The organism is Haloplanus sp. C73 (assembly GCF_051195115.1).
In the GTDB taxonomy this organism is placed as follows: Archaea; Halobacteriota; Halobacteria; order Halobacteriales; family Haloferacaceae; genus Haloplanus.
In genome coordinates, this window is record NZ_JBNTJZ010000001.1 from 161,498 (window position 1) to 186,970 (window position 25,473).

The following is a 25,473-nucleotide window of genomic DNA, read 5'->3' on the forward strand; positions in this document are numbered from 1 at the left end:
CGTCGAAGGTCGGTCACTCGGGCCGGGGCGTCGGCAGGACTCGGTGCCGGCGCGGCGGCACGAGGAAGTAGCCCCGCCGGCGGACGAAGATGTATTCGAGGATGCCGTTGTTGACGCGTTGGCGAACGGCGGGCGTGAGTTGGGTCACGTCCGTCCCGTTCATCGCGCGCCGGACTTCCTCGAACGCCGAAACGCCGCGCTGGAGCGACGGAAAGTGGAGGCTCGCCACCTTCTGGTCCGAGCCGATGTCGTCGGTCGATTCGAAGTGGCGGCGGAGCAGGCGCACGTTGCCGTCAGCGTCTCGATTCGCCCGCGCGGCCTTCTGGGCGTGGCCCACCCGGCCGTACTCCTCGGCGTCGGCGGCGATGTCGTCGACGAACTGGTCGATGCCGCTGTCGTCGCCGAGGTTGTCGCCGACGCCCTCGACCAGCCCCTCGACGGCGTGTCCGGGGCTGAACATCTCCATCACCCGCTCCTCGCGGTTCTGCTCGCCGTACCAGTCGTCGAGACGCTGGCGGAGGTTGGCGATGACCTTCGTCGTTCCGCCGGCAAACGGTCCCGAATCGAGCGTGACGTAGTCCTCGGTCGCCTGATTCCCACGGAAGCCAGCCTCGAACCCCATGAACAGGGGCGATTCTTCGGGGACGGGCTCGGAGTCGGGGATGCCCGCCGCGTCCTGATGCTGGGCGGGCAGGCCGGCGCCGACGAAACCCGTCCGCCGGGAGTCGACGCGCAGGGCGTCGGTCACCGGCGGTATCGAGACGCCGTTTGCCGTCTCGCGCTCCCCGCGCAGGGCGCGGTCGGCGGCGAGGACGACGTCCGACCGGTCGCTCGCGAGGTGGAGGACCGCGTCCTGCCGGTCGAATGTCGGCGATTCGAAGGGCGAGAGGGCGGTCGGCTCCGGGAGGTCGATGTCCTCGGGTAGTGACTCGTCGAAGCGGTCGAAGTACGCCGGCGAGTAAGCAATCGAGTGGAGCAGTCCCTCGTGATGCCACGCGTAGGCCCGGTCGAGCGCATCCAGCGTCTCGCCGAGCGCCGTCCGGTCCGACGCCGACGGCGGCCCCTCGCCGTCGAGTGTCAGATACAGGAGAATCTGGTGGCGAGGAAGCTCCGTGTTGCCGTACTCGTCGTGGCGGACGGAATCGCGCCACGCGTGCTGGCTCGCGGGCTTGGCGTCGGGGTCGCCGGTCGGGACGGGGTCGTCTGGCTCGCGGTCGAGACACGCACCGAGCGCGCTCGCACTCCCGAGCGCGACGGCGGCTTTCAGCGCCTCGCGCCGAGACACGTCGGAGGGTCGCATTCACCGACCCTCGGAGGTGCGAGCCAAAGCGGGTTGTGGTTCGCCTCTCGAATCACTCCACCAGCGTGTCGACCAGCCGGGTGAAGCGGTCGACCAGACGGTCCGGGACCGAGGGCTCGACGGTTCGGAGCAGTGCCGCCGTCTCCTCGGGGTCCGCGAGCGCGAGCGTCACCCGTCCGCGCTCGTCGCGTCGCTTCTCGACCAGCGCCTGTTCGTGCAGGTGGTCGGCGTGCCATTCGAGCGTGCTTCGGGCGATTTCGAGCGCGTCAGCGACCGATTGGGGACTGCTCGCGCCCGCCTCGGCCAGATAGAGCAACACGTCGCGGGCCGTCTCGCGGCGCATCACGGCGACGGCGCCGCGCTCCCACGCGTCGTACTCCGGCGTGTAGTAGTGGGTGCGGCCGTACAGCGACTCCGCGACGACAGCGTCGTCGCGCCGGAGTTTCCCGAGGTGATACTGGAGTTGGCCCGTCGCGAGGTCGAGTTCGCGCCCGAGTTCGTTGAAGTGGATGCCGGGGTGGTCGTCGATGTGTCGATAGATTCGGTCGCGCTGGTCGGTCACGACGCCGACACCTCCCGCGTCACCGTCCGGGCGTAGTACACCGCGGCGACGACGAGCGCCACCAACACCACGTCGAGGCCGTGTTCGAGCAGGTGGTGTTGGGCGGGCGAGAGGACGCCCACGAGACTGAGCCCGACGACTGCCGACCGGCCGAGCAGCGCCGCGAACGCGGCGACGAGCAGGAGATAGGGTCGGGAGCGCCGGCGGACGAAGGCCGCGAACGCGAGGCCGAGAAGGACTGCCGTCCCGAGACCGGCGACGGTCACGAGAGCGACGAGGGCCGGTGAGGAGACGGTGTGGAGCGCGACGACCATATCGGCCGTTCGCAGTGGGCGTACCTCAACGCTTCGCCGGTGGCTCGTCGGGTAGCGTCGTGAGAAGTTGTGCGTGGGTGATGTCCTGGATAGGAATCACCTGCATCTTTCGGCACTCGCGTATGCTCGTGCCGATGCGATGCGTGGGACCGGATTTGAACCGGCGGACCTCTACAGGACAGCGCCCTCAACGCTGCGCCGTTGGCCTAGCTTGGCTACCCACGCTCGCATGGGTTCTGTTGTGCGCATCTCTCTGTTACCGGGGGTATTTGAAATGGCTTTCCTTTTCCCTGCCGTCGGTCACGTGGCCGACACCTCCGCGCGGGCGACGGCGACCCGCCGCCGTTTTGTGGATTGCGGACCGACTGCGGGCCATGACCCGCAACGCACGCGACCACGTCCCCGCACTCACCGCCGTCTGCTCGCTCGCGTCGCTGGGACTCGTGTTCGGCGCCGTACTCGGTGTTATTCCGCGCGGCGCCATCCCCCGCGCACCCGCGGGCGTCGTCGCCGCCATCCCGCATCTCAACGCCGTCGTCAGCACCGTCGCCATCGGCACCATCGCCGCCGGCGTCGCCTTCGCCCGTCGCCGCGAGTTCGGCCGCCACCGCGCCGCGATGCTGACTTCGCTCGCGCTCTTTGCCACGTTCCTCGTCCTCTATCTCTACAAGGTGATTCTCGAAGGCCCGGCGACGTTCCCCGGCCCCGACGCCGTGTACCAGTGGGTGTATCTCCCGCTTCTCGCGGTTCACATCCTCCTCGCCGTCGTCTGTATCCCGCTCCTGTACTACGTCCTCCTGCTGGCGACGACCCGACCGGTCGCGGCGCTACGAGAAACCGCTCACGCCCGCGTCGGCCGCGTGGCCGCGAGTCTGTGGCTCGTCTCCTTTCTCCTCGGCGACGTCGTCTACGCGCTCCTGTACGTGGTGTACTAGTCCACGTACAGCGAGTAGACGATGACCGCGAACCCGAGGAAAGTGAGCGCGCTCTCGATGACGACGGAGTGGGCGAGTTCGAGCGACGTGAACTGGTGGCCGACGCCCGCGAGGAGGGCACCGACCGTCACGAGGCCGAACCCGACGGCGAGCGCCCGGAGCGCCGGCGACCCGGTTCTCCGATGCGCCTTCAGCGAGAGGTAGGTGATGAGCCCACCGAGCGCGAGCGTCCCCGTCTTGACGGCCACGAGTGCGACATCCAGATGGCTCATGTCTCCTTTCGCACCTCCGACCACAGCGACGCGAGTCGCTCCTCTGCGCTCCGTGCCGGTCGCGTGACGTCGACGGCGAGCGTCTGGTCCGCGGTCACCCCGATTTCGACTGCCTCGAAGTCGACGTAGTACCGCGTCGCGTGGTGGCCGTCGGGCCGAATCTCCGTGCTCTCTGCGAGCAGCGATGCCTCCGTCAGCAGGTCCAGTTTCCGATAGGTAGTCGACATGGGAATGTCACACGCCTCCGACACCTCGCTCGCCGTCATCGGCTCGTCGAGGTGGTGGATGATGGTCCGACAGTCGGCGTCGTCGAGGGCGTCGAGAACCGACTGCAGGCCGGGCGCCTCCGCTCCCGACTGCGGATTGCGCACCATGCCGATTGCTCGGCCGGGGACTCACTTATACTGTCGGATGGGCACGAACATGTTCGGATATATCTTTTCGGGGGTTCAATCCCACCTAGTAGGCGTCATGAGCGCAACCACCGACACCACGAGCGAGCGCGACACGACGACTGTCGCTCTCCGCGCGACTGGGCACGTCCGGGACGCGATGGAGACGCCCCATCAGGAGTTTACGTTCGAGGGCGACACGCTCCGTGACCTGCTGGAGACGTTTTTCGACGAGCAACCGGAACTCGCCGAGATGCTCATCGCAGAGACGGAGGCGGAGGCGACGACATCGGGATGGGCCGAACCGCCCGAGAACCTCCCCGGGACGTGGCACAAGAACCCCGAGGGCGAACAGACCAAGCCGTTCGCGCGCGTCCTCGTCAACGGGAAGTTCAACGAGGTACTCGACGGCTTCGACACGAAAATCGAGGACGGCGACCGCGTGAGTTTCGTCTACCCCTTCATCTTCTGCTGCTGACGGGGTCGTCTTCCGCGACGCACCGACAACGGACCGTATATGTCCGCGGCGCCAAAGAGTGGGGGTATGCCCACGGCGACGCTCGCGGTTACGCTCCCCGACGACATCTGGATAGCCGACATCTCGACGCGATTTCCCGACGCAACCTTTCGCGTTCTGGCGGCGCTTCCGGACGACGAAACCGGCGTCGGTCTGGTCGAAATCACGGCCGACGACATCGGCACCGTGCTCACCCGCCTCGACGAGACGCCCGGTGTCCGGGTGTTCGAGACGCTCTATCGCGGCGACGACCGAGCGCTCGTCCAGTTCGAGACTGACGACCCGCTACTTCTCCTCTCCATTCGCAACTCCCGTGCTCCCTTCGAGCCACCGGTGACGATAACGGACGGCATCGCGACCCTCGAAATCACGGCGCCACGGGACCGGCTCTCGTCGCTCGCCGAACAGTTCCGGACGCTCGGGTTGGAGTTCGACGTCCGGTCCGTCCGCACGACCATCGACTCCGAGTCAGTCGTGACCGAGGCGCAGCGACACCTGATAGAGACGGCCATCGAGGAGGGGTACTACGACACGCCCCGGACCTGCACGCTGACGGAACTCGCCGACCAACTCGATATCGCAAAATCGACCGCCAGCGAGCGTCTCCACCGCGCCGAGAGCGCGATTATTCGCGCCTTCGCCGCCGACGGACCGAGCTAGTCTTCGTGGCTCGCGCCGCCGTGTCCTGCGCCACCTGCCTCCTCGGGCGACTGGTCGCCCGTGTCGCGGAGCATCAGTATGAGGCCGAAGACGATTGGTGAGAGGAAGGCGGCGACCAGCGAGCCACCGACCATCAGCGACATGTTGAAGCCGCCCTGACCCATGCCGCTACCGCCTTCACCGCCGCTTCCGCCCTCGCCGCCGCCTCCGCCACCGCCGCCACCGCCGCCGCTGACGACTTCGGCGCTCGAAGGGACGTTGTCGCCGACGACGACGACGCCTTTCATGCCCATGGCCTGATGGGGCTGGCAGTAGTACTTGCTGACGCCGCCGGATTCGAAGACGTGTTCGAACGTGTAGCCGGCTTCCTGTGCCAGTTCGCTCGAGTAGTCGCCGCCGGATTCGGCGACGACGTTGTGCATCCCGCCTTCGCCCGTCCACTCCCAGACGACAGTCGTGCCGGGGTCGACCTGAATCGCCGCGGGGCCGAAGCCGTACGCGGCCTGATTCGCCTCGGCGCCGACGTCGACGGTTACCTCGCTCTGGCCCGTCATGTCGTGCACGCCGTCGTAGTTACTCACGTCGCTCATCCAGCCGCCGAATGGGCCTGACTGTGCCGCTGCGGTTCCACTCACACCTGCACCGACGAGTCCGGCTCCGACCGTGCCGGCACCCGCCCGTAGCAGCCCTCGCCGTCCCAGCCGAGCGTCGCGTTCGTCGCTCATGGTCGCTACCCCCTAAGCACGACCCCTCAAAAATGTTGCCGGTTTCGTCTCGTTTGCCGGAATCCCGGCCGTCGTGCCCGGGTTTCAGTCGTCGGCTGGCGCGGACTCCCCGCCGACGGTGGGGCGATTCACGTCGCGGTCGGTCTGTTCCCCCTCGATATCGTAGGGGTACTCGCCGGTCACACAGCCGAGACAGAGGTCGCCTTTCGTCCGCCCGAGGACGGAGGCAATGGCGTCGATAGAGAGATACGAGAGGCTGTCGGCGCCAATCGTCTCGCGGATGTCCTCGACGCTCTGGTCGGCCGCGATGAGTTCGTCACGGCTCGCCATGTCGATACCCATGTAACACGGGGCGACGATTGGCGGCGCGCCGATGCGGACGTGGACCTCCTCGGCGCCGGCGTCACGCACCAAGTCGACGAGTTGCGTCGAGGTGGTGCCCCGGACGATGCTGTCGTCGATGATGGTGACGGTTTGGCCTTCGACCGTGCTCCGAATCGGGTTGAGCTTCAGCCGGACCGCCCGCTCGCGTTCGTCCTGTGTCGGCATGATGAACGTCCGCCCGACGTAGCGGTTTTTCATCAGCCCCTCCGCGAACTCCACGTCGGTGCCGTCGGCGTTTGCGGCCTCCGCGTAGCCCGACGCGAACGAGCGCCCCGAGTCGGGGACGGGCATCACGACGTCCGTCTCGATGCCGCTCTCGGCCCAGAGTTCGCTCCCGAGTTCGCGTCGCACGTCGTAGACGAGCTGGTCGTCGATAATCGAGTCCGGGCGGGCGAAGTAGACGTGTTCGAAAAAGCAGTGGGCCGTGTCGTCTCGGTCGACGAGTTGATAGGAGTCGAACCCGCTTCCGTCCGGTTCGAGGACGATGAGTTCGCCCGGGTTCACGTCGCGGACGAGTTCGCCGTCGAGCGTGTCGATGGCCGCCGATTCCGACGCCAGAACGTACCCGTCTTCGAGTTTTCCGATGCAGAGCGGGCGATTCCCCTCAGGGTCACGAACGCCCAGAACGGACTCGTCGTGCATAATCGTCAGCGCGTAGGAGCCGTGAATGCGGCCCATGGTCCGTTTGACTGCACGCACCAAGTCTTCCTCCAACAGGTTGCGCGCGAGGTCGTGGGCGATAACCTCGGTGTCGCCGGTGGACGTGAAGGCGTGTCCCAGCGCCTCCAGTTCCGAGCGAATCTCCTCGGCGTTGACGAGGTTGCCGTTGTGCGCGAGGCCGAGCGACCCCGACTTGAACGAGACGGAGAACGGCTGGGCGCACGAGGCGTTGACGCCGCCGGACGTGGGGTAGCGAACGTGACCGATGCCCGCCGTCCCGTTCAACTGGTCGAGGTCGTCGGCGTCGAAGGCGTCGCCGACGAGGCCCATTTCGACGTGACTGTGTTGCTGAAAGCCGTCGTGTGTCACGATACCTGCCGACTCCTGTCCTCGATGCTGTAACGCGTAGAGGGAGTAATACAGGGGCCGGGCGGCGCCGCGGTCTGACAGTGAGACCCCGACGACGCCACACTTCTCGGTCATCCCGTTCGGGGTACGGTGGTCCCGCCCGTGTGCCATGGATGTTCGTTGTATGCCGCGGGGTAAAAAGCCACGCTATTAGGCTCGATTACAGGTGGTTTTGCCGAATCAGAACACGGCGGTTCAGCCGCTCAAACGGCAGCAGAACGTAGAAACGCCGAAAGAGTTACTCGCCGGCTTTGCCCTGCCACTCGTAGTCGCGGCGTTTGGCCGATTTGCCAAAGCCACACGACGAGCAGACCTTCTTCCGAACGTGGTACGATTTCTCACCGCAGCGTCGACATTTGACGTGGGTCGTCTTGTTCTTCTTGCCCTGACTCGGCGTTCCTGCTCCCGTCATGTACTTATCGTCACGACGTTGTCGCCGCGTATAATGGTTGTGTTGTCGACCGACTCGATTTCCGGTTCGCCGAGGATACCCTCGCCAACCTCGTCGGCCGGGTCGAGGACGACGTTCATGTGTTGGTCGTAGCCGCCGAGAACGCCGTGAAACGCTCGGCCGTCCTTGAGATGCACCGTCACTTCCTCGTCGAGTGAGGCCTCCAGCACGTCGAGGGGTCGTCCGCTCATGGCAACAAAGGCGGGGGGTGGGAATAATAAACGTACCGAAGGTCGTCACGCCGCTCCCGCCCCGACAGCCGCTTGCGGAGTCGTAACGATTAGGCGCGGCCGTGTGAAACCGGCACACGTCATGCCCTCCACAACTCCCGCCGTCGACGCCGCCGACCTGCGGAAGCGCTACGGCGACAAAGTCGCTCTCAACGGCGTCTCGCTCTCGATATCCGCCGGAACGGTGTACGGCTTTCTCGGCCCCAACGGCGCCGGCAAGACGACGACCATGCGACTCCTGACCGGACTGTCGACCCCCGATTCCGGCTCCGTTAGCGTGTGTGGCGTTCCCGCCACCGACCGGCGGGCGCTCGCCCCCCGTATCGGCTATCTCCCCGAGACGCCGCCGCTGTACGACGAGTTCAGCGCTCGCGAACAACTCGACTACGTCGCCGACCTCCGGGACATCGCCGACGCCCGCGACCGAATCGACACCTACCTCGACCGGTTCGACCTCGCGGCCGACGCCGACCGCCGTCTCGGGTCCTACTCGAAGGGGATGCGACAGAAGACGGCGTTCATCCAGAGCGTCCTGCACGACCCCGACGTGCTCTTTCTCGACGAACCCACCTCCGGACTGGACCCGCGCGCCGCCCGCCGCATCCGCGAGTCGATTACCGACTTCGCCGACGCGGGCACGACCGTCTTCCTGTCGACGCATATCCTGTCCGTCGTCGAGGCCGTCGCCGACGAAGTCGGAGTGCTGTTCGACGGGCGACTGGTCGCGGAGGGGACGCCCGAGGAGGTAACCGCCCGCGCCGAGACGGGGGCGAGCGCGTCGCTCGAAGACGCCTTCCTCGCCGTCACCGGCGCCGCCGACCGCCCCGACGCGGCCGAGGATGCATGAGCCTGCGCCGTGACCTCCGCCACGGCCGTCGCATCGCCCGCGCCGAGTTCCGGCGGAGCATCCGCCGCTACGCCCAGAACACGCGCCGTCTCGTCGGCCTCGGGGTCGCCGTCCTGTTTTTCGGCGGCTACCTGCTGCTCGCTCTCCCCGCGGCGTACGCCGTCGGGCTGACGGCCACCTCTCCCGACGCGATTCCGCTGTTCGGCGCGGGGGCAACGGCGATACCTGTCTTCCTCCTCGGCCTCGCCGTCCTCCGGACGATGGAGCGTCTCAGCCGCATCGACGCCGAACCGCTCGTGCTGCTGACTGTCCATCCGCGCGCCGTCGTCGTCGGCCTCGTCGGGGGCGAACTCGCTCGACTCGGGGCGTGGTTCGGCGTGCCGCTCGTGGCCGTCGTCGCCGCCTTCGCGCTCGGACTCGGCGCGCCCGCCCTCCTCGTCTCGGCCCCGCTCGTCGCCCTCCCGCTCGTCTGTGCCGCGTCCACCTGCGGGTACGCGCTCGGACTCGGCCTCCTGCGCGCCTTCCGCCGACTCCCCAGCCTCCGACGCGTCGCGAAAGCGGGGGGCGTCCTTGCGATGGTCGCCGTCATCGCCGGGTCGCAGTTCGCCGGGCGCGTCCTCGTCGAGTACGGCGCGTCGCTCTCGACGCTCGCCTCGCGGCTCACCGTCCCGCCGGTGGCCGACTACGTCGCACTCGCCCTCGTCCCCACGCCGCTCGGCCGCCCGCCCACCGCCTCCGCCCTCGCCGTCGGCCTCGCCTGTCTCGCGCTCATCCCGCTCGGACTCGCGGCCGCGACGCGACAGGCTTCGACCCTCTGGTTCACCGACGCGCCGACCCGCGACGCCACACGCGCCTCGTCGTCGGGCTGGTTCGACGTCCCGCGTCCCTTCGCGTGGCGGCCGGCGGGTCGCATCGCGTGGAGCCACCTCGTCCGCGCGGCTCGGCAGCCACAGGAGTTCGCCCATCTCGTGATGGTGCTGTTTTTCCTCGGTCCCATCGGGACGACGATGGCGGAGTCGTCGGGCGACGCCCTCGCCGTCCTCGTCGCCGCGGCGGGCGTCGGACTGGGAACCTATCTCGCCGGCGCCGTCTTCGGCTTGAACCCGCTCGGCGACGACGAGTCGACGCTCCCCCTGCTCCTGCTCACCGAGCGGTCGCCGGGGACGCTCGTCCGGGGGCGCGTCCTCGCCGGCCTCGCCGTCGGCCTCCCGATTGCGGTGGTCGTGCCGTTCGCGTCCGTCCCGTTCGGGACGGCCCCGCACTCGGCCGTCGCCCTCGCCGCGCTCGGGACCGGCACCTGTCTCGCCGCGTCGCTGTTCGCAGTCGGCCTCGGTTGCGCCTACCCCGTCTACGAGGCACGGACGTTCTGGGGCACCGAAACCGTCGTTCCGTCGACGCTCGTGATGTTGGCGTATCTCGCCGTCGTCGGCGCCGGGACCCTCATCTGTCTGGCCGCGACGTGGTTCGCGCTCACCGGTGCGCTCGCCCTCACGCCCGTCGCGCTCAGCGTCGCGGGCGGCTACGCTCTGTTCACCGCGCTCGTGTCGCTGGGGTCGTATCGCTACGCCGTTCGGCGCTACCGTCGGTACACGATGGCCTGACCCGCGCGGGCAGACGGTATAAGTTCGTCTCGCCCCTACGGCGACCATGAGCTATCCCGTCACCTACCACTGTCCGCACTGCGAGGCCATCGTCGAACTCGAACGCGAGGGGTATCTCGCCGACAAGTCGGTGACGCCCTATCCGCTCGTTGGGTGGGAGTACGCCGACGCCGACGGCGACATCGAGGCCGCCGACGGCGTCCGCTTCGTCTGTGGCGACGACGGCACGCTCCGCGACGACGACGCGACCGGGTGTGGCGAGCCGTTCTATCTGAGTTACGTCCGGTACGAGGACGGCGAGGAGGTCACGCCCCGCGCCGAGAGCGAGTACGTCAGAATCGGGCGCTGAGCGGCGGTTACCCCTTGATGTTACAGACGGGGAAGGTGCGGGCCACCTTGTCGCCGATGCCGAGGGCGTCCGAGACACGGACCACCTCGTCGACGTCCTTGTAGACGCCGGGGGCCTCCTCCGCCACCGTCGCGCCGCTCTGAGCCTTCACGTACACCTGATTCTGCTCGCGGAGTTCGTCCTGCACCGTCTCGCCCCAGAACTCCTGTTTGGCCTGCGTTCGGCTCATGAGCCGGCCGGCGCCGTGGGCCGTCGAGCCGAAGGTAAGGTCGAGCGACGACTCGCCGCCGCGGAGGACGTAGCTCCCCGCGCCCATGCTGCCGGGGATGATAATCGGTTGGCCCACGTCGCGGTAGGCCGTCGGCACCTCCGGGTGGCCAGCGGGGAACGCCCGCGTCGCGCCCTTTCGGTGGACGTAGAGTTCGCGCTCCTCTCGCTCGACGGCGTCGCCCGCTTTCGCCGGCCGTCCCTGCGCATCGAGTCCGACCTCGTGAACCTCCTTCTTGGCGATGTTGTGGGCCACGTCGTACAGCAGGTGCATATCCATCGACTCCCACGAGCGGTCGAACACGCGCTCGAACACCTGCCGGACTCGGTGCATGATGAGTTGGCGGTTCACCCACGCGAAGTTGATGCAGGCACACATGGCGCCGTAGTACGCCTCGGCGAGGTCCGACCCGGCGGGCGCCGCCGCGAGTTCCTTGTCGGGCAGGCTGTCGAGAAGGTCCTCGTGTTCCTGCTCGATTTTCCGGAGGTAGTCGGTGCAGGTCTGGTGGCCCAGACCGCGGCTCCCGCAGTGGATGAGGACGACTATCTGGTCGGGTTCGAGGCCGTACGAATCGGCGACGCCCTCGCGGTAGATGTCGGTCACGCGCTGGATTTCGAGGAAGTGGTTCCCGCTTCCCAAGCTACCGAGTTGGTTCTTCCCGCGGTCTTTGGCCTTCTGGGAGACGGCGCTGGGGTCGGCATCCGGGCGCCGCCCCTCGTCCTCGCAGTGTTCCAAGTCTGCGGGGACGGCCCACCCGGCTTCGAGCGCCCAGTCGACGCCGCGGTCGAGGACGGCCTCTATCGTCTCCCGGTCGCCGTCGACGACGCCGCCGCCGCCGAGGCCCGAGGGAACGTTGGCGAACAGCGCCTCGACGAGTTCCTCCTCGCGGCCCTGAACGTCGTCGTAGGTGAGGTTCGTTCGCATCATCCGAACCCCACAGTTGATGTCGTAGCCGACCGCTCCCGGCGAAATACAGCCGGTCTGGGCGTCCGTGGCGCCGACGCCGCCGACGGGGAAGCCGTAGCCCTGATGGCCGTCGGGCATACAGATGGCGTGGTCCGTCATGCCGGGGAGGTGGGTAGCGTTTTTGAGTTGCTGGAGCGTCTTGTCCTCGCCAATCTCGTCGAGTAGCGCCTCGCTGGCGAGGACGCGGGCGGGGACGCGCATCTCGCCCTCCTGTGGAATCTCCCAGACGAACTCCCGGACCTGTTCGAGCCGGATGCCGCCGATTTCGCGCGTGGTCATACTCGGGCCGACGTGACCGACGCGGGAATACGTTACTACACGTCGAGAACGACGTAGGCCTCCCAGCCCGTCTCTGTCTCCTCGATTCGCATCTCGGAGTAGGTGACGGCCTTCACGTCGCGCGCGGAGACGTCGTCGAAGGGCACGCCGCGGGCGCTGGCTTCGACGACCCACTCCCCGTCGCTCTCGCGGACCGTCGCCTCGTTCGCGACGGGGAGGACGCCCCGCACGTCGCGCTCGTAGATGAGTTGGTCGAGATAGTCAAAGAGTAGCGCCTCCAGTCCCTCGGCGCGGACGGTGAGCGAGAAGCGCTCGCCGCTCTCGGGAATCTGGTCGCACATGGCCGCGGCGAGGCCGTCGGCGGCGGCGGCAAACGTCTCCCCGAGCGTCGCGCCCGTCGCCGCCACGGCCACGTCGGCGGTGTGGGGGCGGAGTTCGTAGCCCATGCCGGCTCCTGTCGGGGGAGGGCCAAAACGGTTCCCTCCAAAGCCGGCGACGATGGTCGATGACGGTGAAGTTATATTGTCCGGCCCCGCTAGAACTGCGGTAGTGAGCGTCACCGTCGAGAAACGCGTCGATGGCCCCGGCGCGACCGAGTACGCCGACGAGGCCTGGGAGCTCAAAGAGCGCATTCGCCGGCGCGAAGGGGTTCTCAAGCAACGCAAGCGCTTCTTTATGGACGCCTATCGTCGAGCGACGACGCATCTGCTCTATCTCGACACCGACCTCGTCGGCTTCGCGACGGTGCGCCGCGACGGCTACATCCTCTTTCTCGCCGTCGCGCCCGAGCGCCGCGGCGAGGGCTTCGGCCGCCGACTCGTCGCGGAAGTGGCCGAGGAACACCGAACGGTCACCTGCCACGCGCGAGCGACCAACGACCCCGCACTCTCCTTCTACGAGTCGATTGGCTTCGAAATCAAGCGTCGCATCGAGAGCTACTACGAGGACGACGGCGACGCGTACTACCTTCGGCTCGGCCCGGACGAACGGCTTCGTGACCGTCTCTCAGAGTTGATTCGGCGCTAGAACTCGTAGAACCCTTGGTCGGTCACGACGCTGTCGACGAGAGTCATCGGCGTCGCGTCGTACGCCGGGTTCTCGATTTCGACGCCTTCGACGGGTTCGCGGATGATTTCGGCGGGTTCGCGCTCCTCGTTCTCGAAGACGAAGTCGTCCTCGATGATTTTCGACTGTGACCCGACGACGGTGACGGGGACGCCGACGACGTTCGCCGCGGCGGCGATGGGGAAGGTGCCGACGCGGTTGTAGAGCGTGTCCTCGACGATGCAGTCCATGCCGACGAGCACTCGCTCGCATCGGTCGAGGATGTGCCCGGCGGCGCTGTCGACGAGGAGATGGGGGTCGACGCGGTCCATCTCGGCGAGTTGGCGCGCAGTCTTGCGGCCGAGATAGCGGGGGCGGGCCTCGGTGACGTAGGCGGTGAGGTGGGCGCCCTCGGCAGCGGCGGTTTCGACGGCTTGGAGGACCGTCGAGGAGTAGTCGTGGGTGAGGAAGGTTTCGCCGTCGGTGAAGGTGTCGGCGGCGTGGTCGGCGGCGCGGCTCTTGCCCGTCTCTATCTCCTCGACGATGCGGTCGATTTCCTCGCGGGTTCGCTCCTTCGCGTCCTCGACGGTGTCGGCCGAGCCGAGGACGTGGTCGACGACGTCCTGCATCGCCTTGTGGAGGGAGGCGTGGGAGGGGTTGGCCCGGCGGAGCGCGCCCGCGTTGCGCTCCAAGTCGCGCTCGTAGTCCTCCACGTTTCGGTAGTCCCGGTCGAGGAGTTCACCCAGCGCGACGGTGGCCTTGATGGCGACTACCGACGAACTGTGGGTCTGCATCCGCTGAATCTCCTCGATAGTCTCGTCAATCATATCGGGAGGTGTCGTGTGGGCGGCAAAGCCTTTCCGGCTCTATCGGTGGTAGTGTTCAGATAAGCGGATGAAACTGGGACCACCTCGAAAGCCCCGCCTCGCTGGAGTCGGGAGCCTCGCTGTGCGCGCTCCCTTCGGTCGCGTGCTTGCGTCGGCCGCCTTCCTCCAGCGAGGCGCCCCTTTCAGTCCCGCCCGCATCGGCTGGTCAACCAGCCACCGCCGGGCGGGACTGAAAGGGGCCAGCGTCTCGGCGAACCCGGATGAAGCAAGCACCGCAACGCAGTGAGGAGCGCAGCGAGTCCCGGGAGCCGAGACGCTGGGGGCTTTCGAGGTGTCCGCAATCCAATCGCCCTAATCTGAACAGTACTCTATCGGTCCGCGGCGCGGCGGGCGTAGGCGTACGCGAGCAACGCGGTGACGAACCAGACGAGGGCGCCGACGCGGACGGCGAAGGCGGCGCGAGCGCCCCACGTCGGGAGCGTCGTCGTCGTCGAGAGAAGCGCGACGAGTGGCGCGCCGGCGACGATGGTCGTCACGAACGTCACCTGCATCACCCACCCGAAGTCGACGCCGTCGGGGTCGGTACGCTCGACGCGGCGTGGCACACCCGCAGTACCCCGGCGAGCGAGTAAGGTGTGGCGGTTCGTGGCAGGGTGATTAAGTGTGCCGCCGTCGACACCCCGGCCGTGTCTCCCTCGCCCTCCACCCGGCCGTGGTCACCGCTCGTCACCGAGTTCGCACTCGTCGGCGGTCTTCTCGTCGGCGTCACCCTGTGGTATCGGCTCGTCGGGCGCCTCCTTCGCGTCGTCGGGTCGGGGTCGTCGCTCCTCCGCGACGGTGCGCTCTTCGGCACTCTGTTTCTCGGCGGCTTGGTCGTCGGTGCCGCCGTCTACGTCGCCGCTCGCCATGTCCACGTCGGACTGGCGCGCCCGGCGTGGTCGGAGCGATGGACGCTCGCCGCGGCCGGTGCCGTCCCCGCCGTGCTCGTCGCGTGCACCAAACTCGTCGGCGTCGTCACGGGCGTCCCGTACAACTCGCTGACGCTGACCGCCGTCGCCGCCTCGCCGCCGCTCGGGCCTATCGTGGCACTTTCCGCGCTCACGCTCGCCGTTCGCGTCCCGGCGCTCGTGGTGGTGTCGCAGGTGCTGATACAGGGGAGTTTCGAGCGCGCGGGTGGCGACGCGTTGGCCGCCGTGGCGACGACGCTCGTGACCGCGTTCGCGCTGGTGGACACGACCGGAACCGTCGCGCCGGCGCCGGATGTGGGCAAACTCGCGGCGCTCGTGGCGTTGATGGGTGCGCTCGTGGTGTATCGGGCCGTCGCGACGCGGACCGACCGGCGGCGCGTGCGGTTTCTCGCTGCGATACCGTTCGTGGCCGGTCTCGGCGTCGTCGCCCTCGCGGCCGTCGTCTCGGTCACGTCGGTAGCGGGTGCGCTGTTCGCGCTCACACAGGTCGCCACGTTCGGCGTCGCCGCCGAGGCCTACCGCCGAACCGACTCGCTCGTGTCACCGGCGCTCGCGTACGCGTGCCTGCTCGTGGCGAATCGAGTCGTCGTGGTGAGCGAGGCGGGCGCGCAGGCGTGGTAACTACCCGTCGAGAAACGCCGACACGGGGGCGTCGAACGCGTCGGGGCGTTCGAGCATGGCGAGGTGGGCGGCGTCGTCGACGGTTTCCCACTCCCCGTTCGGAATCCGCTCGGCGAGCGCTTCGTGATACCACGGCGGGGTGAGCCGGTCGTACTCGCCGGCGAGCGCGAGCGCCGGCGTCGAAATCTCGTCCAGTCGCCCCCGGACGTCGAACTCGTGGCAGGTCCGGAAGTCGCGTTCCGTAACGGCTCGGCCCGCGGTCCGGAGCGCGTCGGTCGAGACATCGACCGGCGCCGAACTGGGGTCGTGAAAGAAGCGGTCCGGGCCGCTGAGGAACTCGATGGCGCGCTCGAAATCCGACTGGAGCCACCGGAGAAGGTCGTCCATGACGGCCAAGCGCGCGCCCGTACCGGTGAGGACGACGGCCGACGCGTCGAACTCGCGTTCGAGGAGGAGCGTCAACACGACGGCGCCGCCGAGGGCGTTGCCACACAGGACGCCGGCGTCGGTGGCCTCGGCGACGGCGAGCGTGTCGTCGACGTACGCCGAGAGCGCCTCGTACCCCGCCGTGGCGGCGATGTCCGGGCTGTCGCCGTGCCCGCTCAAATCGAGTGCAATCAGGGGCCGGTCGCCGTCGAGTCCCCCTAGCGGCTCCCAGACCGCGTGTGACCCCCCGCTCCCGTGGACACAGAGGACCGGTTCGCCGTCGCCGCCGCGGTCGTATCGGCGGTACGACGTCTCCCGGCCGTGGTGTGTGACCGTCTCCATAGTACGAGTAACGCGGGCGGCCGTATAAACCCGCCCGACGGTCGAACTGGTGTCTTCCACCGAGTGTGAACCGCAATACGACGGCGATTTCACGAGACAGTCGCCGTCTGGCGATTTTTAGGACAAAGATTTATATATCTGCGTGGCTAACGTGTGGTTAGGAATCAACATGGTAAGCCAACAATACACCGGTGAGAACGAGCAGTTCGTTCGCCGGTACGATTACGATGGTGAGTGGGTTGTCGCTGCGGACATCGGCGTTGGCGACGACCGGCTGGACGTCGACGTGGCCGGTGGGACGGCTATCGTCCTCGTCGACGGCCAGACCGAACTCGAGTTCGACGTTCCCGGCACCGCCGAGGACGTCGAGACGAACAACGGCGTGCTCGTCGTGCGGGGGAGCCAATGAAGCTCACCGTCAAACCCCTGAAACAGAAGGACGCCGGTCGCGGACTCGCCGCTATCGACCGCGCGGCCGTCTCCGAGATGGGGCTCGAAGTCGGTGACTACATCCGCATCGAGGGGAAGGAAGGCACCGCCATCGCACGCGTCTGGCCCGGTCACCCCGAGGACCAAGGCGCGGGCATCATCCGCATCGACGGTCAGCTTCGCCAGCAGGCCAACGTCGGCATCGACGACCGCGTCGAGGTCGAGAAGGCCGAAGTGAAGCCGGCCGAGACGGTGACCGTCGCGCTCCCCCAGCAAATCGGTATTCGGGGCGACATCGGTCACTACCTCCGCGACAAGCTGACGGACAAGCCGATTACGAAGGGCCAGACGCTTCGCGTCCCCTTCGGCTTCGGCTTCATGAGCGGCCGCCAGAGTCAGGCGCTTCCGCTGAAGGTAGCCGACACCGACCCCTCGGGGACGGTCGTCGTCACCGACTCGACCGAAATCGTCATCAGCGAGAAGCCCGCCGAGCAGATTCGCGAGACCGCAGAGGGGGAGGGTCCGGCCGACACGCCGGACGTGACCTACGAGGACATCGGTGGTCTCGACCGCGAACTCGAACAGGTTCGCGAGATGATAGAGCTGCCGATGCGCCACCCCGAACTGTTCCGCCGGCTGGGCATCGACCCGCCGAAGGGCGTGCTCCTGCACGGCCCGCCGGGCACGGGGAAGACGCTCATCGCCAAGGCCGTCGCCAACGAAATCGACGCCTCCTTCCACAACATCAGTGGGCCGGAGATTATGTCGAAATACTACGGCGAGAGCGAGGAGCAACTCCGCGAGGTGTTCGAGGAGGCCGAGGAGGACGCTCCCGCCATCGTCTTCATCGACGAAATCGACTCCATCGCGCCCAAGCGCGGTGAGGCCGGTGGCGACGTGGAGCGCCGCGTCGTCGCCCAGTTGCTCTCGCTGATGGACGGCCTCGAAGAGCGGGGCGAAGTCGTGGTCATCGGCGCGACCAACCGCGTCGACGCCATCGACCCCGCGCTCCGCCGCGGTGGCCGCTTCGACCGCGAAATCGAAATCGGCGTCCCGGACCGCGACGGTCGCCGTGAAATCCTTCAGGTCCACACCCGCAACATGCCCCTCGCCGAGGACGTCGACATCGACGCCTTCGCCGAGTCGACCCACGGCTACGTGGGTGCTGACCTCGAAAGCCTCGCGAAGGAGGCCGCGATGAGCGCCCTCCGACGCATCCGCCCGGATATCGACCTCGACGCCGACCAAATCGACGCCGAAATCCTCGAATCCCTCGAAGTCGACGAGGACGACTTCCAAGAGGCGCTGAAAGGCATCGAGCCCTCCGCGCTCCGCGAGGTGTTCGTCGAAGTGCCCGACGTCACTTGGGAGGACGTCGGCGGACTGGCGGACACGAAAGAGCGCCTCCGCGAGACCATCCAGTGGCCGCTCGACTACCCCGAGGTGTTCGAGGCCATGGACATGGAGTCCGCGAAGGGCGTCCTCATGTACGGCCCGCCGGGCACGGGGAAGACCCTGCTCGCGAAGGCCGTCGCCAACGAGGCCGACTCCAACTTCATCTCGGTGAAGGGACCGGAACTCCTCGACAAGTACGTCGGTGAGTCGGAGAAAGGCGTTCGCGAAATCTTCAGCAAGGCTCGCGAGAACGCCCCGACGGTAATCTTCTTCGACGAAATCGACGCTATCGCGACCGAGCGGGGTCGCAACTCCGGCGACTCGGGCGTCTCCGAGCGCGTCGTCTCGCAGCTCCTGACGGAGCTCGACGGGCTGGAGACGCTGGAGGACGTGGTGGTCATCGCCACCTCGAACCGCCCCGACCTCATCGATTCGGCGCTCCTGCGCCCCGGCCGACTGGACCGACACGTCCACGTCCCGGTGCCCGACGAGACGGCGCGCCGCGCCATCTTCGAGGTCCACACCCGCGACAAGCCGCTCGCTGACGACGTCGACCTCGACAGTCTCGCGCGCCGCACCGAGAACTACGTCGGCGCCGACATCGAGGCCGTCTGCCGCGAGGCGTCGATGGCCGCCAGCCGCGAGTTCATCCACAGCGTCTCGCCCGAGGAAATCGGCGAGTCGCTGAGCAACGTCCGCATCACGATGGACCACTTCGAGCAGGCGCTGGCGGAAGTGACCGCGAGCGTCACCGAGGAGACGCGCGAGCGCTACAGCGAAATCGAGCAGCGCTTCACGAACGAGGAGCCGGACGTCGGCGGCCAGCAGGAGACGAGCCGGACGTTCCACTAATCGGCTCGCTCGATTCGACGGTCATTTTTTATCAGCCCCATCGCTGAGGGGGGTCGCAACGACTCGCACCTAAGACGATAGGTGTCTCTGCGCCGGTCGATAGCGGAACCACCGATTCACCGCTAAGCACGTAGGCAGGCTCGTCATACGCTGAGAGACGTGATTTGGTAGTACGGAGCGACCCCGATACGGTCGCTCGTTCCCCCCATCATGACCAATCATAGCTCACGCGCGGTGGCACTCTGTCTACTGATGGTGTTTTCGGTCGTCACCATCAGCGGCGCTGCGGCCGCCGCGACGAACGTCTCGATCAGCCCGGACGACTCGACAGCGGACGCGACGAACGTCACGTACACCGCGGAGGGTAACGTCGAACTCAACAATAGTGACACGCTCCAGTACGTCGACGTGCATCTCTCGCCGGCGAACGTCAGCGCCGTCGGCTCCGGCGATATCACTGTGTATATCGACGGGGGCGAGTACACGGACGGCATCACGGAGTTCAGCGCCTCGGACGGCACCGTCGAGTTCAAGCTCTCGAACTCACAGAGCCTGAGCGACGGTGACCGCGTTCGCGTCGTCGTCGGCAACGTCACGAATCCGAGTAGTGACTTCACGGCGAACGCGACGCTGCACGACACCGGCGACGCCCAGTTTCAGGAGTTCACCGACAGCGTCACCATCACGCAACCTGCGAACATCGTCTACGACGACTTCGCCGTCAACAACACCTCCGTCGACACCGGCGAGGACGTTCGCGTCTCTGCGACGGTCGAAAACACCGGCGGAGAGAGCGGCACGTACAACGCCTCGCTGACGGTGGACGGCTCGACGCAGGCGTACAACAACGGCACGCTCGACGCGGGCGAGAGCACGACCACGACGTTCGTAACCAACTTCAGTTCGACCGGCGAGTACGACGTCAGTATCGAGACGCTCGGCCCGACGACGGTGTCTGTCTCCGACTCGCTCGCCATCACCGGCGGCTCCGCGACGCCCAGTCAGGTCGAGTCGGGAACGACCGTCGACAACCAAGTGGTGTCGTACGACGTCACCAACCTCAGTCAGGACGGTGACACCGACGTTCACTACATCGAGTTCCCGAACGCGCTCGCGTCGGGGCTCTCGGTCAACTACGCCAACTCGACGGCGACGAGCATCACGTCGAGCGCGAATCTGGTCGACGGCTTCGACGACGACGGCACCGACGACACCGTCAAGTTCGCGACGAGCGGTGACGGTGGCGGCGGCGTCGACACCACGCTGTCGGTCGACACCAGCGTCACGTACGCCACGAGCGGAACCTACGACGTCGACGTCCGGACCGTCGACAGTGATGGAACTGTCGTGTCTCAGCAGGCGGTCACGTCGGTCACGGCGTCCGGCGACAGTAGCACCGACGAGACTGCCGGGGGCGACAACGAGGGCGTCGTGCCCTACACCGGCGACGAGGACCCCACCGTCGAGGACGTCGACTTGACCGCACACAGCGTCGACGTCGACCTCGTCGTGACGACGAACATGACCCTCGACCAACTGCAAGTGTCCGTCAGCGGCCCAGTCGACGAGACGTTCGACCGCGAGGACTTCGACCTCAGCCGACAGGACGGACACTACGAGTACACCACGGACGTCGCGGAGACGAGCGGCACGTTCGAGGCGACGGTCGAAACCATCGCCGACGACGGGACGACCGTCTCACTCGACCAGACTGACACGCTGACCGTCGGCCTCCCCGGCCCACCGTCGTCGAGCGCCGTCGCCGCACCCCCGTGGACCGGCGACAGCGAGAGCGTCCACACCCTCTCGACGACGGTTCCCGAGGGGGCGAGCGTCACCGGTGAGACGCTCCGAACCGTCGAAATCGGATACAGCGACGCCTTCCTCGACGCCGGCGGGAGCGTCAGTTCCGTGAGCGACGACCAGAACGTCGCCACTCTGACCGTCGTCGGCGCCGACGGCACGGTGAAGTCGCGGATGGGCGGGACGGACGCCGTCACGGTGAACACCGACGACGGCACCGTCGCCCTGAATCTCGCCGACGTGGACAGTTCCCGCATCCCCACCCTCGAAGCCGGTGACCGCCTCGTCGTCGAGATTCGACCGGTTACCAACCCCGAGGAGGCGGGCACGTACGAGACGACGCTGACGCTCGGCACGGACACCGAGCGCGCATCGACGGACCTCCCGCTCCAGATTCGGGCCGACGACGACGCCGCGTTCGCGGCCGCGACGGTCACACCCGCCACCGAGCAGGCGTCGGTCGACCTGACGCGGTCGTCGGCCATCGAGTCGGTCACCGTCGCCGCCGAATCGGACGGCGCCGGGGCCGTTCGGGTGGCCGTCCCGCAGCCCCGTCCCAACGCGACCGAGAACCTCTCGGGGAACGTCGTGACCGCGCTGACGGTCACGCGACCGCCCGCAGTCGAAGACCAGCCGACGACCCTCTCCACGTCGCTCTCGCGCGACGCGTTCGAAAGCGCTCCCGAGGCGCTCACCGTCGCGCGCTACGACCGCGAAACGGGCGAGTGGGTCGAACTCGACACCACCGTCGCCGAGACTAGCTCCGACACGGTGACGCTCTCGGCCACCGCGTCCGAAACCTCGCTGTTCGCCGTCACGGCACCTGTCCAGACGGCGAGCGACTCGGCCGAGATGACCGCGAGTGACACCGACGAGACGACCGAGATGCCGGCCGACGAGCAGTCGACGAGCGACGGGGGCACTCAGGCGACGCCGGCGGCTGACGACCAGCAGGCACAGACGTCTCAGGACGCGACTGCCACGGCGACGCCCGGCGAGACGCGGTCGCAAGCGCCCGGCTTCGGCGCCCTCCTCGCCGTCCTCGCCACGCTCGGCGCGGCGCTCTTGCTGGCCCGGCGAGACTAGCGGTCGCTTCTTCTGATTTGGCGGCGCGCCTTTTTGACCGGCTGTCGATAGGGTTGGCATGAGCGGTGCCAATCCGTCCGCAGTCGGCGAGACGCCGTTGCTCGAACTCGACGTCGACGCGCCGCCGACGCTGTACGCGAAAGTCGAGTGGTTCAACCAGCCCACGGCCAGTCACGGTGGCGGGTCGGTCAAGACCCGTATCGGGAAGTCGATGCTGGACGCCGCCCGAGCGACGGCGTCCGACTTCGGCGAGCGGACGCTCCTCGAAGCGTCGAGCGGGAACACCGGCACGGCTGTCGCTCGCTTCGGCGCCACCCACGGCTGTGACGTCGAAATCGTCCTCCCCGAGGACGCGGGCGACGGGAAGATAGAGGCCATCGAGGACGCGGGCGCGACGACGACGTTCGTCGACCCCGACCGAGGGTACGACGCGTTCGTCGAAACCTGCCGGTCGAAAGTCCGGGACGCGCCCGAGGAGTATCACTATCTCAACCAGTACGAGAACCCGGCCAATCCGGGTGTTCACGCCGGCACGACGGCCGTCGAACTCTGGAATCAGACCGACGGGGCGATGACGCACTTCGTCGCCGGCGCGGGAACGGGGGGGACGCTCGTCGGCGTCGGGCGAGCGCTGGCCGACCGCGGCGTCGACGTCTACGGCTTCGAGCCTGCGACCCCCGACCACGACATCGCCGGTCTCAAACACATGCACTCGACGGGCCACTACGTGCCGGGGACCTACGACGCGGCGGCCGTCGAGACACAGTCGTTCGTCTCGACTGACGTGGCGTACCGGTACGTCGAGTGGCTCCGCCGTCGCGACGCCGCCCGCCCGGTCCGAATCGCCGACTCGGGCCAGTGGACCGAGTCGTTCGTCCGTGACCACCTCCGGGTCGATGGCGACCTTCTCGTCGGCCCGTCGAGCGGCGCCTGCCTCGCCATGGTCGACCGACTGACGGCGATGGGCGTACTCGACGGCGACGACGTCGTCGTCGTGCCGTTCCCCGACCGGGGCGACCGGTATCCGAACCGCGACCTCTCGGCGACTGCCTCGCCGGAGCGACCGGGGCCGCTCCTGCGAAGCGACCCGGCGTGAGCGCGTTCAGTCCTCGTCGGGCGTGACCGCGAGAACGGGGACGGTGCTCGTTCGAAGCACTCGCTCGGCGACGCTCCCGAGGAGATAGCGGTTCAGCCCCGACCGCCCGTGGGTGCCCATCACGACGAGGTCGGCCCCCGTCTCCGTGAGCAGGCTGTCGATTTCCGCCTCGATGCGCCCGTCGGCGACGTGGGTCGTCACCGCGACGCCGGCATCTTCGGCCCGTTCGCGACGGCTGTCGAGAATCTCCCGGCCCGTCTGTTCGAGTTCCTCGATGACCGTCCCCACCGAGGGAGCCGCTGGCGTCGCCGGCTCTCTGACCACGTAGAGCAGGTGTAGCGCCGCGTCGTACTGAGTGGCGAGTTCGATTGCGTGGTCGAGTGCCCGGTCCGCACACGGGCTGCCATCCGTCGGATGCACAATCGTATCGTACATGTCACGACAGACGAGCGGGGCGCCCTTAATCCCGGACCATAGTCCATTCAATCGCCGATTTCGAGGCGTCTGGGCGGCGAACGGCGGCGTCGTGTGGTCACCGCTCTCGAATCGGGACCGAAGTTATTAGGCCCGGATGAGTTTGTCCCCCCAAGTCGTGAGTGTTACTATGTTCGTTCGCTCGAGTTGGGGACGGGGTGCGGGGGCGGTCCACTGGGTCCGCGCGGGTGGCCAACCATGAGTCAGTCGAAGGGGAACGCCGACGAGGGTGTCGACCTTCACGAGACCGACGACGGAAAGCCGACGATACTCATCGTCGACGACGACGAGGACCTCGCGGACACGTACAGCGTGTGGCTCTCGGACGACTTCGACACCGAGACGGCCTACGGCGGCGTGCAGGCACGCAAGCAGATTCACGACGGGCTCGACCTCGTCTTGCTCGACCGCCGGATGCCGGGCATCCCGGGCGACCGCATCCTCGAAGACATCCGCGAGCGAGGCATCGACTGTCAGGTGGCGATGCTCACCGCGGTCGAACCCGACACGGACATCATCGACCTGCCGTTCGACGAGTATCTCGTCAAGCCCGTGACGCAGGCGGAACTTCGGGAGACGGTCGACGACCTGCTTCTCCGACAGGGGTTCGACACCGACGCGCAAGATTACTTCGCGATGGAGTCGACGGCCGAGGCGCTGGGCACGCGCGACGAGGAGAACCTCCGCGACCCGGATGCGGCGGCGGCGTTCGAAGCCGAGGCGGCGACGGCGGGCGAGTCAGAGCAGATACAGGAGATGAAAGCCCGGCTCGAACGCCTCCAGCGCATCACCTCCGTCATCCGCGACATCGACAAACAGCTCGTGGTCGCGACGAGCCGGGAGGAAATCGAGCGGACCGTCTGTGAGCGTCTGGTCGAGTCCGACCCCTACGGGCTGGCGTGGATAGGCGATTACACGCTCAGCTTCGACCAAGTGACGCCGAACGTCGTCGCCGGCGTGGACGACGCGTCGCTCGACGACCACCCCATCGCCGACGGCGGCGGTGGCCCGGCGTCCGAAGCCGTCTCCTCCGGCGAGGTTCAGGTGGTCAACGACCTCTCCTCGGAGCGGGGGCGGCAGATGCTCGACCCGCTCGATTTGGACGACGAACCGGAGTACGCCGCCGGGGCCGTCGTCCCCCTCATCTATCGCGACACCGTCTACGGCGTGTTGAACGTCTGTACCGACGACCGAGAGGTCTTCGACGACCGCGAACTCTCCGTCCTCTCGGAACTGGGCGACAGCATCGCCAACGCCATCAACTCCGTCGAGAGCAAGCGGCTGATGCTCTCGGACACGCTCGTCGAACTCGAGTTCGACGTGCAGGACGACACCGATGTCTTCATCGCGCTCTCGATGGAGACGGGCGCGCGCATCGAGTTGAAGAGCTTCGTCCCCGCGTCGGACGGTGACCTCACGAGCTACGTCGAAGTGACCGGGGCGTCGACCGAGACGTTTCTGGACGCGGCGACGGCGATGCCGGAACTCGAGAAGGTGCGCGGCGTCGGCGAGTCGAGCGAGGGCGGCCTCTACGAGTGTCGCGTCTCCGACTCGACGGTCGTCCTCTCGCTCATCGACGCCGGGGCGAACGTGGAGTCGATGCGCGTCGACGAGGGGCAGAGCCACGTCACCGCGACGGTGGCGCCCGAGACGGACGTCCGGACGGTCGCCGAGGCGATTCAGGACTCGTTCGACGATGTCGACCTCGTCGCCAAGCGCAAGGTCGAACGCGATTTCCAGTCGACGGAGGACTTCAGGCAGTCGCTCGAAAACCGCCTCACCGACCGGCAGTATTCGGTGCTCGAAGCCGCCTACGCCGCGGGCTACTTCGCGTGGCCCCGCGAGTCGACGGCGAAAGAGATTGCCGACTCGCTCGACCTCGCGCCGCCGACGCTCCACGAACACCTCCGCGGAGCGAAGATAGCGCTCATCGAGGCGTTTTTCGAGGAGACGGGCGAGTTCGACGACAAGCGCCTCCGCGACGACTGAC

Annotated in this window: 28 protein-coding genes and 1 tRNA gene; 13 read left to right on the plus strand and 16 right to left on the minus strand. The window is 67.5% G+C overall.

Going from position 1 to position 25,473, the window contains the following annotated elements; all coding sequences use genetic code 11:
* Positions 1-13 precede the first annotated feature (13 nt).
* The 4 genes from ACQUSQ_RS00870 to ACQUSQ_RS00885 all read right to left on the minus strand — a co-directional run bounded on the left by ACQUSQ_RS00870 (position 14) and on the right by ACQUSQ_RS00885 (position 2,401).
* Complete coding sequence (locus ACQUSQ_RS00870) at positions 14-1,300, minus strand: DUF7405 family protein (RefSeq protein ID WP_435066599.1); 1,287 nt, start codon at positions 1,298-1,300, stop codon at positions 14-16.
* A 52-nt stretch (positions 1,301-1,352) separates the two neighbouring features.
* Positions 1,353-1,862, minus strand: coding sequence for a winged helix-turn-helix transcriptional regulator (locus tag ACQUSQ_RS00875; RefSeq protein WP_435066600.1), 510 nt, complete (start codon positions 1,860-1,862; stop codon positions 1,353-1,355).
* Entirely contained in the window at positions 1,859-2,176 is a 318-nt protein-coding gene (locus ACQUSQ_RS00880) for a DUF7471 family protein (RefSeq protein ID WP_435066601.1), read from the minus strand. Before ACQUSQ_RS00880 ends, ACQUSQ_RS00875 begins: the two co-directional genes overlap by 4 nt.
* Before the next feature lie 140 nt (positions 2,177-2,316).
* Positions 2,317-2,401 (minus strand) — tRNA-Leu (locus ACQUSQ_RS00885).
* A 149-nt stretch (positions 2,402-2,550) separates the two neighbouring features.
* Between ACQUSQ_RS00885 and ACQUSQ_RS00890 the strand changes: the two genes are divergently transcribed.
* Positions 2,551-3,111: a DUF420 domain-containing protein gene (locus ACQUSQ_RS00890; RefSeq protein WP_435066602.1), complete on the plus strand. Its 561-nt coding sequence runs from the start codon at positions 2,551-2,553 to the stop codon at positions 3,109-3,111.
* On the opposite strand, the gene ACQUSQ_RS00895 is transcribed toward ACQUSQ_RS00890, so the two are convergent.
* Positions 3,108-3,383, minus strand: a complete 276-nt coding sequence (locus ACQUSQ_RS00895; protein ID WP_435066603.1) for a DUF7521 family protein — start codon at positions 3,381-3,383, stop codon at positions 3,108-3,110. The two genes, ACQUSQ_RS00890 and ACQUSQ_RS00895, sit on opposite strands and share 4 nt — an antisense overlap.
* Positions 3,380-3,757, minus strand: a complete 378-nt coding sequence (locus tag ACQUSQ_RS00900; RefSeq protein WP_435066604.1) for a helix-turn-helix domain-containing protein — start codon at positions 3,755-3,757, stop codon at positions 3,380-3,382. Before ACQUSQ_RS00900 ends, ACQUSQ_RS00895 begins: the two co-directional genes overlap by 4 nt.
* A gap of 97 nt (positions 3,758-3,854) precedes the next feature.
* Here ACQUSQ_RS00900 and ACQUSQ_RS00905 point away from each other — a divergent pair, with 97 nt between their 5' ends.
* A complete protein-coding gene (locus ACQUSQ_RS00905) occupies positions 3,855-4,253 on the plus strand; it encodes a MoaD/ThiS family protein (protein WP_435066605.1) in 399 nt (132 codons plus the stop codon).
* A gap of 66 nt (positions 4,254-4,319) precedes the next feature.
* Positions 4,320-4,952, plus strand: coding sequence for a helix-turn-helix domain-containing protein (locus tag ACQUSQ_RS00910; RefSeq protein WP_435066606.1), 633 nt, complete (start codon positions 4,320-4,322; stop codon positions 4,950-4,952).
* Here ACQUSQ_RS00910 and ACQUSQ_RS00915 read toward each other — a convergent pair.
* The 4 genes from ACQUSQ_RS00915 to ACQUSQ_RS00930 all read right to left on the minus strand — a co-directional run bounded on the left by ACQUSQ_RS00915 (position 4,949) and on the right by ACQUSQ_RS00930 (position 7,771).
* Positions 4,949-5,677, minus strand: a complete 729-nt coding sequence (locus ACQUSQ_RS00915) for a halocyanin domain-containing protein (RefSeq protein WP_435066607.1) — start codon at positions 5,675-5,677, stop codon at positions 4,949-4,951. The two genes, ACQUSQ_RS00910 and ACQUSQ_RS00915, sit on opposite strands and share 4 nt — an antisense overlap.
* An 84-nt stretch (positions 5,678-5,761) precedes the next feature.
* The gene (gene purF, locus ACQUSQ_RS00920; protein ID WP_435066608.1) at positions 5,762-7,240 is read right to left on the minus strand and encodes an amidophosphoribosyltransferase; all 1,479 of its coding nucleotides are present in this window, start codon (positions 7,238-7,240) and stop codon (positions 5,762-5,764) included.
* Between the two features lie 127 nt (positions 7,241-7,367).
* Positions 7,368-7,541, minus strand: a complete 174-nt coding sequence (locus ACQUSQ_RS00925) for a 50S ribosomal protein L37e (RefSeq protein ID WP_435066609.1) — start codon at positions 7,539-7,541, stop codon at positions 7,368-7,370.
* Positions 7,538-7,771: an LSM domain-containing protein gene (locus ACQUSQ_RS00930; RefSeq protein ID WP_435066610.1), complete on the minus strand. Its 234-nt coding sequence runs from the start codon at positions 7,769-7,771 to the stop codon at positions 7,538-7,540. Before ACQUSQ_RS00930 ends, ACQUSQ_RS00925 begins: the two co-directional genes overlap by 4 nt.
* A 121-nt stretch (positions 7,772-7,892) precedes the next feature.
* On the opposite strand from ACQUSQ_RS00930, the gene ACQUSQ_RS00935 reads away from it, so the two are divergent.
* From ACQUSQ_RS00935 to ACQUSQ_RS00945, 3 genes are read left to right on the plus strand one after another with little or no spacing between them, the layout of a single operon-like run.
* Positions 7,893-8,657, plus strand: a complete 765-nt coding sequence (locus ACQUSQ_RS00935; protein ID WP_435066611.1) for an ABC transporter ATP-binding protein — start codon at positions 7,893-7,895, stop codon at positions 8,655-8,657.
* Entirely contained in the window at positions 8,654-10,258 is a 1,605-nt protein-coding gene (locus ACQUSQ_RS00940; protein ID WP_435066612.1) for a hypothetical protein, read from the plus strand. Before ACQUSQ_RS00935 ends, ACQUSQ_RS00940 begins: the two co-directional genes overlap by 4 nt.
* A gap of 46 nt (positions 10,259-10,304) precedes the next feature.
* Positions 10,305-10,607 carry a hypothetical protein gene (locus ACQUSQ_RS00945; RefSeq protein ID WP_435066613.1) on the plus strand — a complete coding sequence of 101 codons (303 nt, stop codon included), beginning with the start codon at positions 10,305-10,307 and terminating at the stop codon, positions 10,605-10,607.
* A 7-nt stretch (positions 10,608-10,614) separates the two neighbouring features.
* On the opposite strand, the gene ACQUSQ_RS00950 is transcribed toward ACQUSQ_RS00945, so the two are convergent.
* Together ACQUSQ_RS00950 and ACQUSQ_RS00955 are read right to left on the minus strand one after the other, a co-directional pair.
* Positions 10,615-12,120, minus strand: a complete 1,506-nt coding sequence (locus ACQUSQ_RS00950; protein WP_435066614.1) for an RtcB family protein — start codon at positions 12,118-12,120, stop codon at positions 10,615-10,617.
* A gap of 35 nt (positions 12,121-12,155) precedes the next feature.
* The gene (locus ACQUSQ_RS00955) at positions 12,156-12,566 is read right to left on the minus strand and encodes an archease (RefSeq protein ID WP_435066615.1); all 411 of its coding nucleotides are present in this window, start codon (positions 12,564-12,566) and stop codon (positions 12,156-12,158) included.
* Positions 12,567-12,669: 103 nt separating this feature from the next.
* Between ACQUSQ_RS00955 and ACQUSQ_RS00960 the strand changes: the two genes are divergently transcribed.
* Positions 12,670-13,146 carry a GNAT family N-acetyltransferase gene (locus ACQUSQ_RS00960; protein ID WP_435066616.1) on the plus strand — a complete coding sequence of 159 codons (477 nt, stop codon included), beginning with the start codon at positions 12,670-12,672 and terminating at the stop codon, positions 13,144-13,146.
* Here the strand turns inward: ACQUSQ_RS00960 and ACQUSQ_RS00965 are convergent.
* Together ACQUSQ_RS00965 and ACQUSQ_RS00970 are read right to left on the minus strand one after the other, a co-directional pair.
* Positions 13,143-13,991, minus strand: a complete 849-nt coding sequence (locus ACQUSQ_RS00965; protein WP_435066617.1) for a translation initiation factor eIF-2B — start codon at positions 13,989-13,991, stop codon at positions 13,143-13,145. The two genes, ACQUSQ_RS00960 and ACQUSQ_RS00965, sit on opposite strands and share 4 nt — an antisense overlap.
* Positions 13,992-14,359: 368 nt before the next feature.
* Entirely contained in the window at positions 14,360-14,596 is a 237-nt protein-coding gene (locus ACQUSQ_RS00970) for a DUF5822 domain-containing protein (RefSeq protein ID WP_435066618.1), read from the minus strand.
* A gap of 81 nt (positions 14,597-14,677) precedes the next feature.
* Here ACQUSQ_RS00970 and ACQUSQ_RS00975 point away from each other — a divergent pair, with 81 nt between their 5' ends.
* Positions 14,678-15,580, plus strand: coding sequence for a hypothetical protein (locus ACQUSQ_RS00975; protein WP_435066619.1), 903 nt, complete (start codon positions 14,678-14,680; stop codon positions 15,578-15,580).
* Here ACQUSQ_RS00975 and ACQUSQ_RS00980 read toward each other — a convergent pair whose 3' ends face one another.
* Positions 15,581-16,348, minus strand: coding sequence for an alpha/beta fold hydrolase (locus ACQUSQ_RS00980; protein WP_435066620.1), 768 nt, complete (start codon positions 16,346-16,348; stop codon positions 15,581-15,583). It abuts the gene before it with no gap.
* Positions 16,349-16,517: 169 nt separating this feature from the next.
* Here ACQUSQ_RS00980 and ACQUSQ_RS00985 point away from each other — a divergent pair, with 169 nt between their 5' ends.
* The 4 genes from ACQUSQ_RS00985 to ACQUSQ_RS01000 all read left to right on the plus strand — a co-directional run bounded on the left by ACQUSQ_RS00985 (position 16,518) and on the right by ACQUSQ_RS01000 (position 23,009).
* On the plus strand, positions 16,518-16,757 hold the full coding sequence (locus tag ACQUSQ_RS00985) for a DUF7127 family protein (RefSeq protein WP_435066621.1): 240 nt from the start codon (positions 16,518-16,520) through the stop codon (positions 16,755-16,757).
* Positions 16,754-19,024, plus strand: coding sequence for a CDC48 family AAA ATPase (locus tag ACQUSQ_RS00990; protein ID WP_435066622.1), 2,271 nt, complete (start codon positions 16,754-16,756; stop codon positions 19,022-19,024). The genes ACQUSQ_RS00985 and ACQUSQ_RS00990 overlap by 4 nt, the downstream gene beginning before the upstream one ends.
* Positions 19,025-19,276: 252 nt before the next feature.
* Entirely contained in the window at positions 19,277-21,913 is a 2,637-nt protein-coding gene (locus ACQUSQ_RS00995; protein ID WP_435066623.1) for a hypothetical protein, read from the plus strand.
* Between the two features lie 58 nt (positions 21,914-21,971).
* On the plus strand, positions 21,972-23,009 hold the full coding sequence (locus ACQUSQ_RS01000) for a pyridoxal-phosphate dependent enzyme (protein ID WP_435066624.1): 1,038 nt from the start codon (positions 21,972-21,974) through the stop codon (positions 23,007-23,009).
* Positions 23,010-23,015: 6 nt separating this feature from the next.
* Here the strand turns inward: ACQUSQ_RS01000 and ACQUSQ_RS01005 are convergent, their stop codons facing one another.
* The gene (locus ACQUSQ_RS01005) at positions 23,016-23,444 is read right to left on the minus strand and encodes a universal stress protein (RefSeq protein ID WP_435066625.1); all 429 of its coding nucleotides are present in this window, start codon (positions 23,442-23,444) and stop codon (positions 23,016-23,018) included.
* A gap of 237 nt (positions 23,445-23,681) precedes the next feature.
* Here ACQUSQ_RS01005 and ACQUSQ_RS01010 point away from each other — a divergent pair, with 237 nt between their 5' ends.
* A complete protein-coding gene (locus ACQUSQ_RS01010; protein WP_435066626.1) occupies positions 23,682-25,472 on the plus strand; it encodes a bacterio-opsin activator domain-containing protein in 1,791 nt (596 codons plus the stop codon).
* Position 25,473 lies beyond the last annotated feature (1 nt).

What these genes read in the sequence shown, in the direction of transcription:
- ACQUSQ_RS00910 (WP_435066606.1), top strand. Translation starts at nt 4,320, where the DNA reads ATGCCCACGGCGACGCTCGCGGTTACGCTCCCCGACGACATCTGGATA.
- ACQUSQ_RS00890 (WP_435066602.1), top strand. Translation starts at nt 2,551, where the DNA reads ATGACCCGCAACGCACGCGACCACGTCCCCGCACTCACCGCCGTCTGC.
- ACQUSQ_RS00925 (WP_435066609.1), bottom strand. Translation starts at nt 7,541, where the DNA reads ATGACGGGAGCAGGAACGCCGAGTCAGGGCAAGAAGAACAAGACGACC.
- ACQUSQ_RS00955 (WP_435066615.1), bottom strand. Translation starts at nt 12,566, where the DNA reads ATGGGCTACGAACTCCGCCCCCACACCGCCGACGTGGCCGTGGCGGCG.
- ACQUSQ_RS00880 (WP_435066601.1), bottom strand. Translation starts at nt 2,176, where the DNA reads ATGGTCGTCGCGCTCCACACCGTCTCCTCACCGGCCCTCGTCGCTCTC.
- ACQUSQ_RS00945 (WP_435066613.1), top strand. Translation starts at nt 10,305, where the DNA reads ATGAGCTATCCCGTCACCTACCACTGTCCGCACTGCGAGGCCATCGTC.
- ACQUSQ_RS00915 (WP_435066607.1), bottom strand. Translation starts at nt 5,677, where the DNA reads ATGAGCGACGAACGCGACGCTCGGCTGGGACGGCGAGGGCTGCTACGG.
- ACQUSQ_RS00940 (WP_435066612.1), top strand. Translation starts at nt 8,654, where the DNA reads ATGAGCCTGCGCCGTGACCTCCGCCACGGCCGTCGCATCGCCCGCGCC.
- ACQUSQ_RS00935 (WP_435066611.1), top strand. Translation starts at nt 7,893, where the DNA reads ATGCCCTCCACAACTCCCGCCGTCGACGCCGCCGACCTGCGGAAGCGC.
- ACQUSQ_RS00995 (WP_435066623.1), top strand. Translation starts at nt 19,277, where the DNA reads ATGGTGTTTTCGGTCGTCACCATCAGCGGCGCTGCGGCCGCCGCGACG.
- ACQUSQ_RS00965 (WP_435066617.1), bottom strand. Translation starts at nt 13,991, where the DNA reads ATGATTGACGAGACTATCGAGGAGATTCAGCGGATGCAGACCCACAGT.
- ACQUSQ_RS01010 (WP_435066626.1), top strand. Translation starts at nt 23,682, where the DNA reads ATGAGTCAGTCGAAGGGGAACGCCGACGAGGGTGTCGACCTTCACGAG.
- ACQUSQ_RS00905 (WP_435066605.1), top strand. Translation starts at nt 3,855, where the DNA reads ATGAGCGCAACCACCGACACCACGAGCGAGCGCGACACGACGACTGTC.
- ACQUSQ_RS00895 (WP_435066603.1), bottom strand. Translation starts at nt 3,383, where the DNA reads ATGAGCCATCTGGATGTCGCACTCGTGGCCGTCAAGACGGGGACGCTC.
- ACQUSQ_RS00870 (WP_435066599.1), bottom strand. Translation starts at nt 1,300, where the DNA reads ATGCGACCCTCCGACGTGTCTCGGCGCGAGGCGCTGAAAGCCGCCGTC.
- ACQUSQ_RS00985 (WP_435066621.1), top strand. Translation starts at nt 16,518, where the DNA reads ATGGTAAGCCAACAATACACCGGTGAGAACGAGCAGTTCGTTCGCCGG.
- ACQUSQ_RS00980 (WP_435066620.1), bottom strand. Translation starts at nt 16,348, where the DNA reads ATGGAGACGGTCACACACCACGGCCGGGAGACGTCGTACCGCCGATAC.
- ACQUSQ_RS00990 (WP_435066622.1), top strand. Translation starts at nt 16,754, where the DNA reads ATGAAGCTCACCGTCAAACCCCTGAAACAGAAGGACGCCGGTCGCGGA.
- ACQUSQ_RS01005 (WP_435066625.1), bottom strand. Translation starts at nt 23,444, where the DNA reads ATGTACGATACGATTGTGCATCCGACGGATGGCAGCCCGTGTGCGGAC.
- ACQUSQ_RS00930 (WP_435066610.1), bottom strand. Translation starts at nt 7,771, where the DNA reads ATGAGCGGACGACCCCTCGACGTGCTGGAGGCCTCACTCGACGAGGAA.
- ACQUSQ_RS01000 (WP_435066624.1), top strand. Translation starts at nt 21,972, where the DNA reads ATGAGCGGTGCCAATCCGTCCGCAGTCGGCGAGACGCCGTTGCTCGAA.
- ACQUSQ_RS00900 (WP_435066604.1), bottom strand. Translation starts at nt 3,757, where the DNA reads ATGGTGCGCAATCCGCAGTCGGGAGCGGAGGCGCCCGGCCTGCAGTCG.
- purF (WP_435066608.1), bottom strand. Translation starts at nt 7,240, where the DNA reads ATGGCACACGGGCGGGACCACCGTACCCCGAACGGGATGACCGAGAAG.
- ACQUSQ_RS00950 (WP_435066614.1), bottom strand. Translation starts at nt 12,120, where the DNA reads ATGACCACGCGCGAAATCGGCGGCATCCGGCTCGAACAGGTCCGGGAG.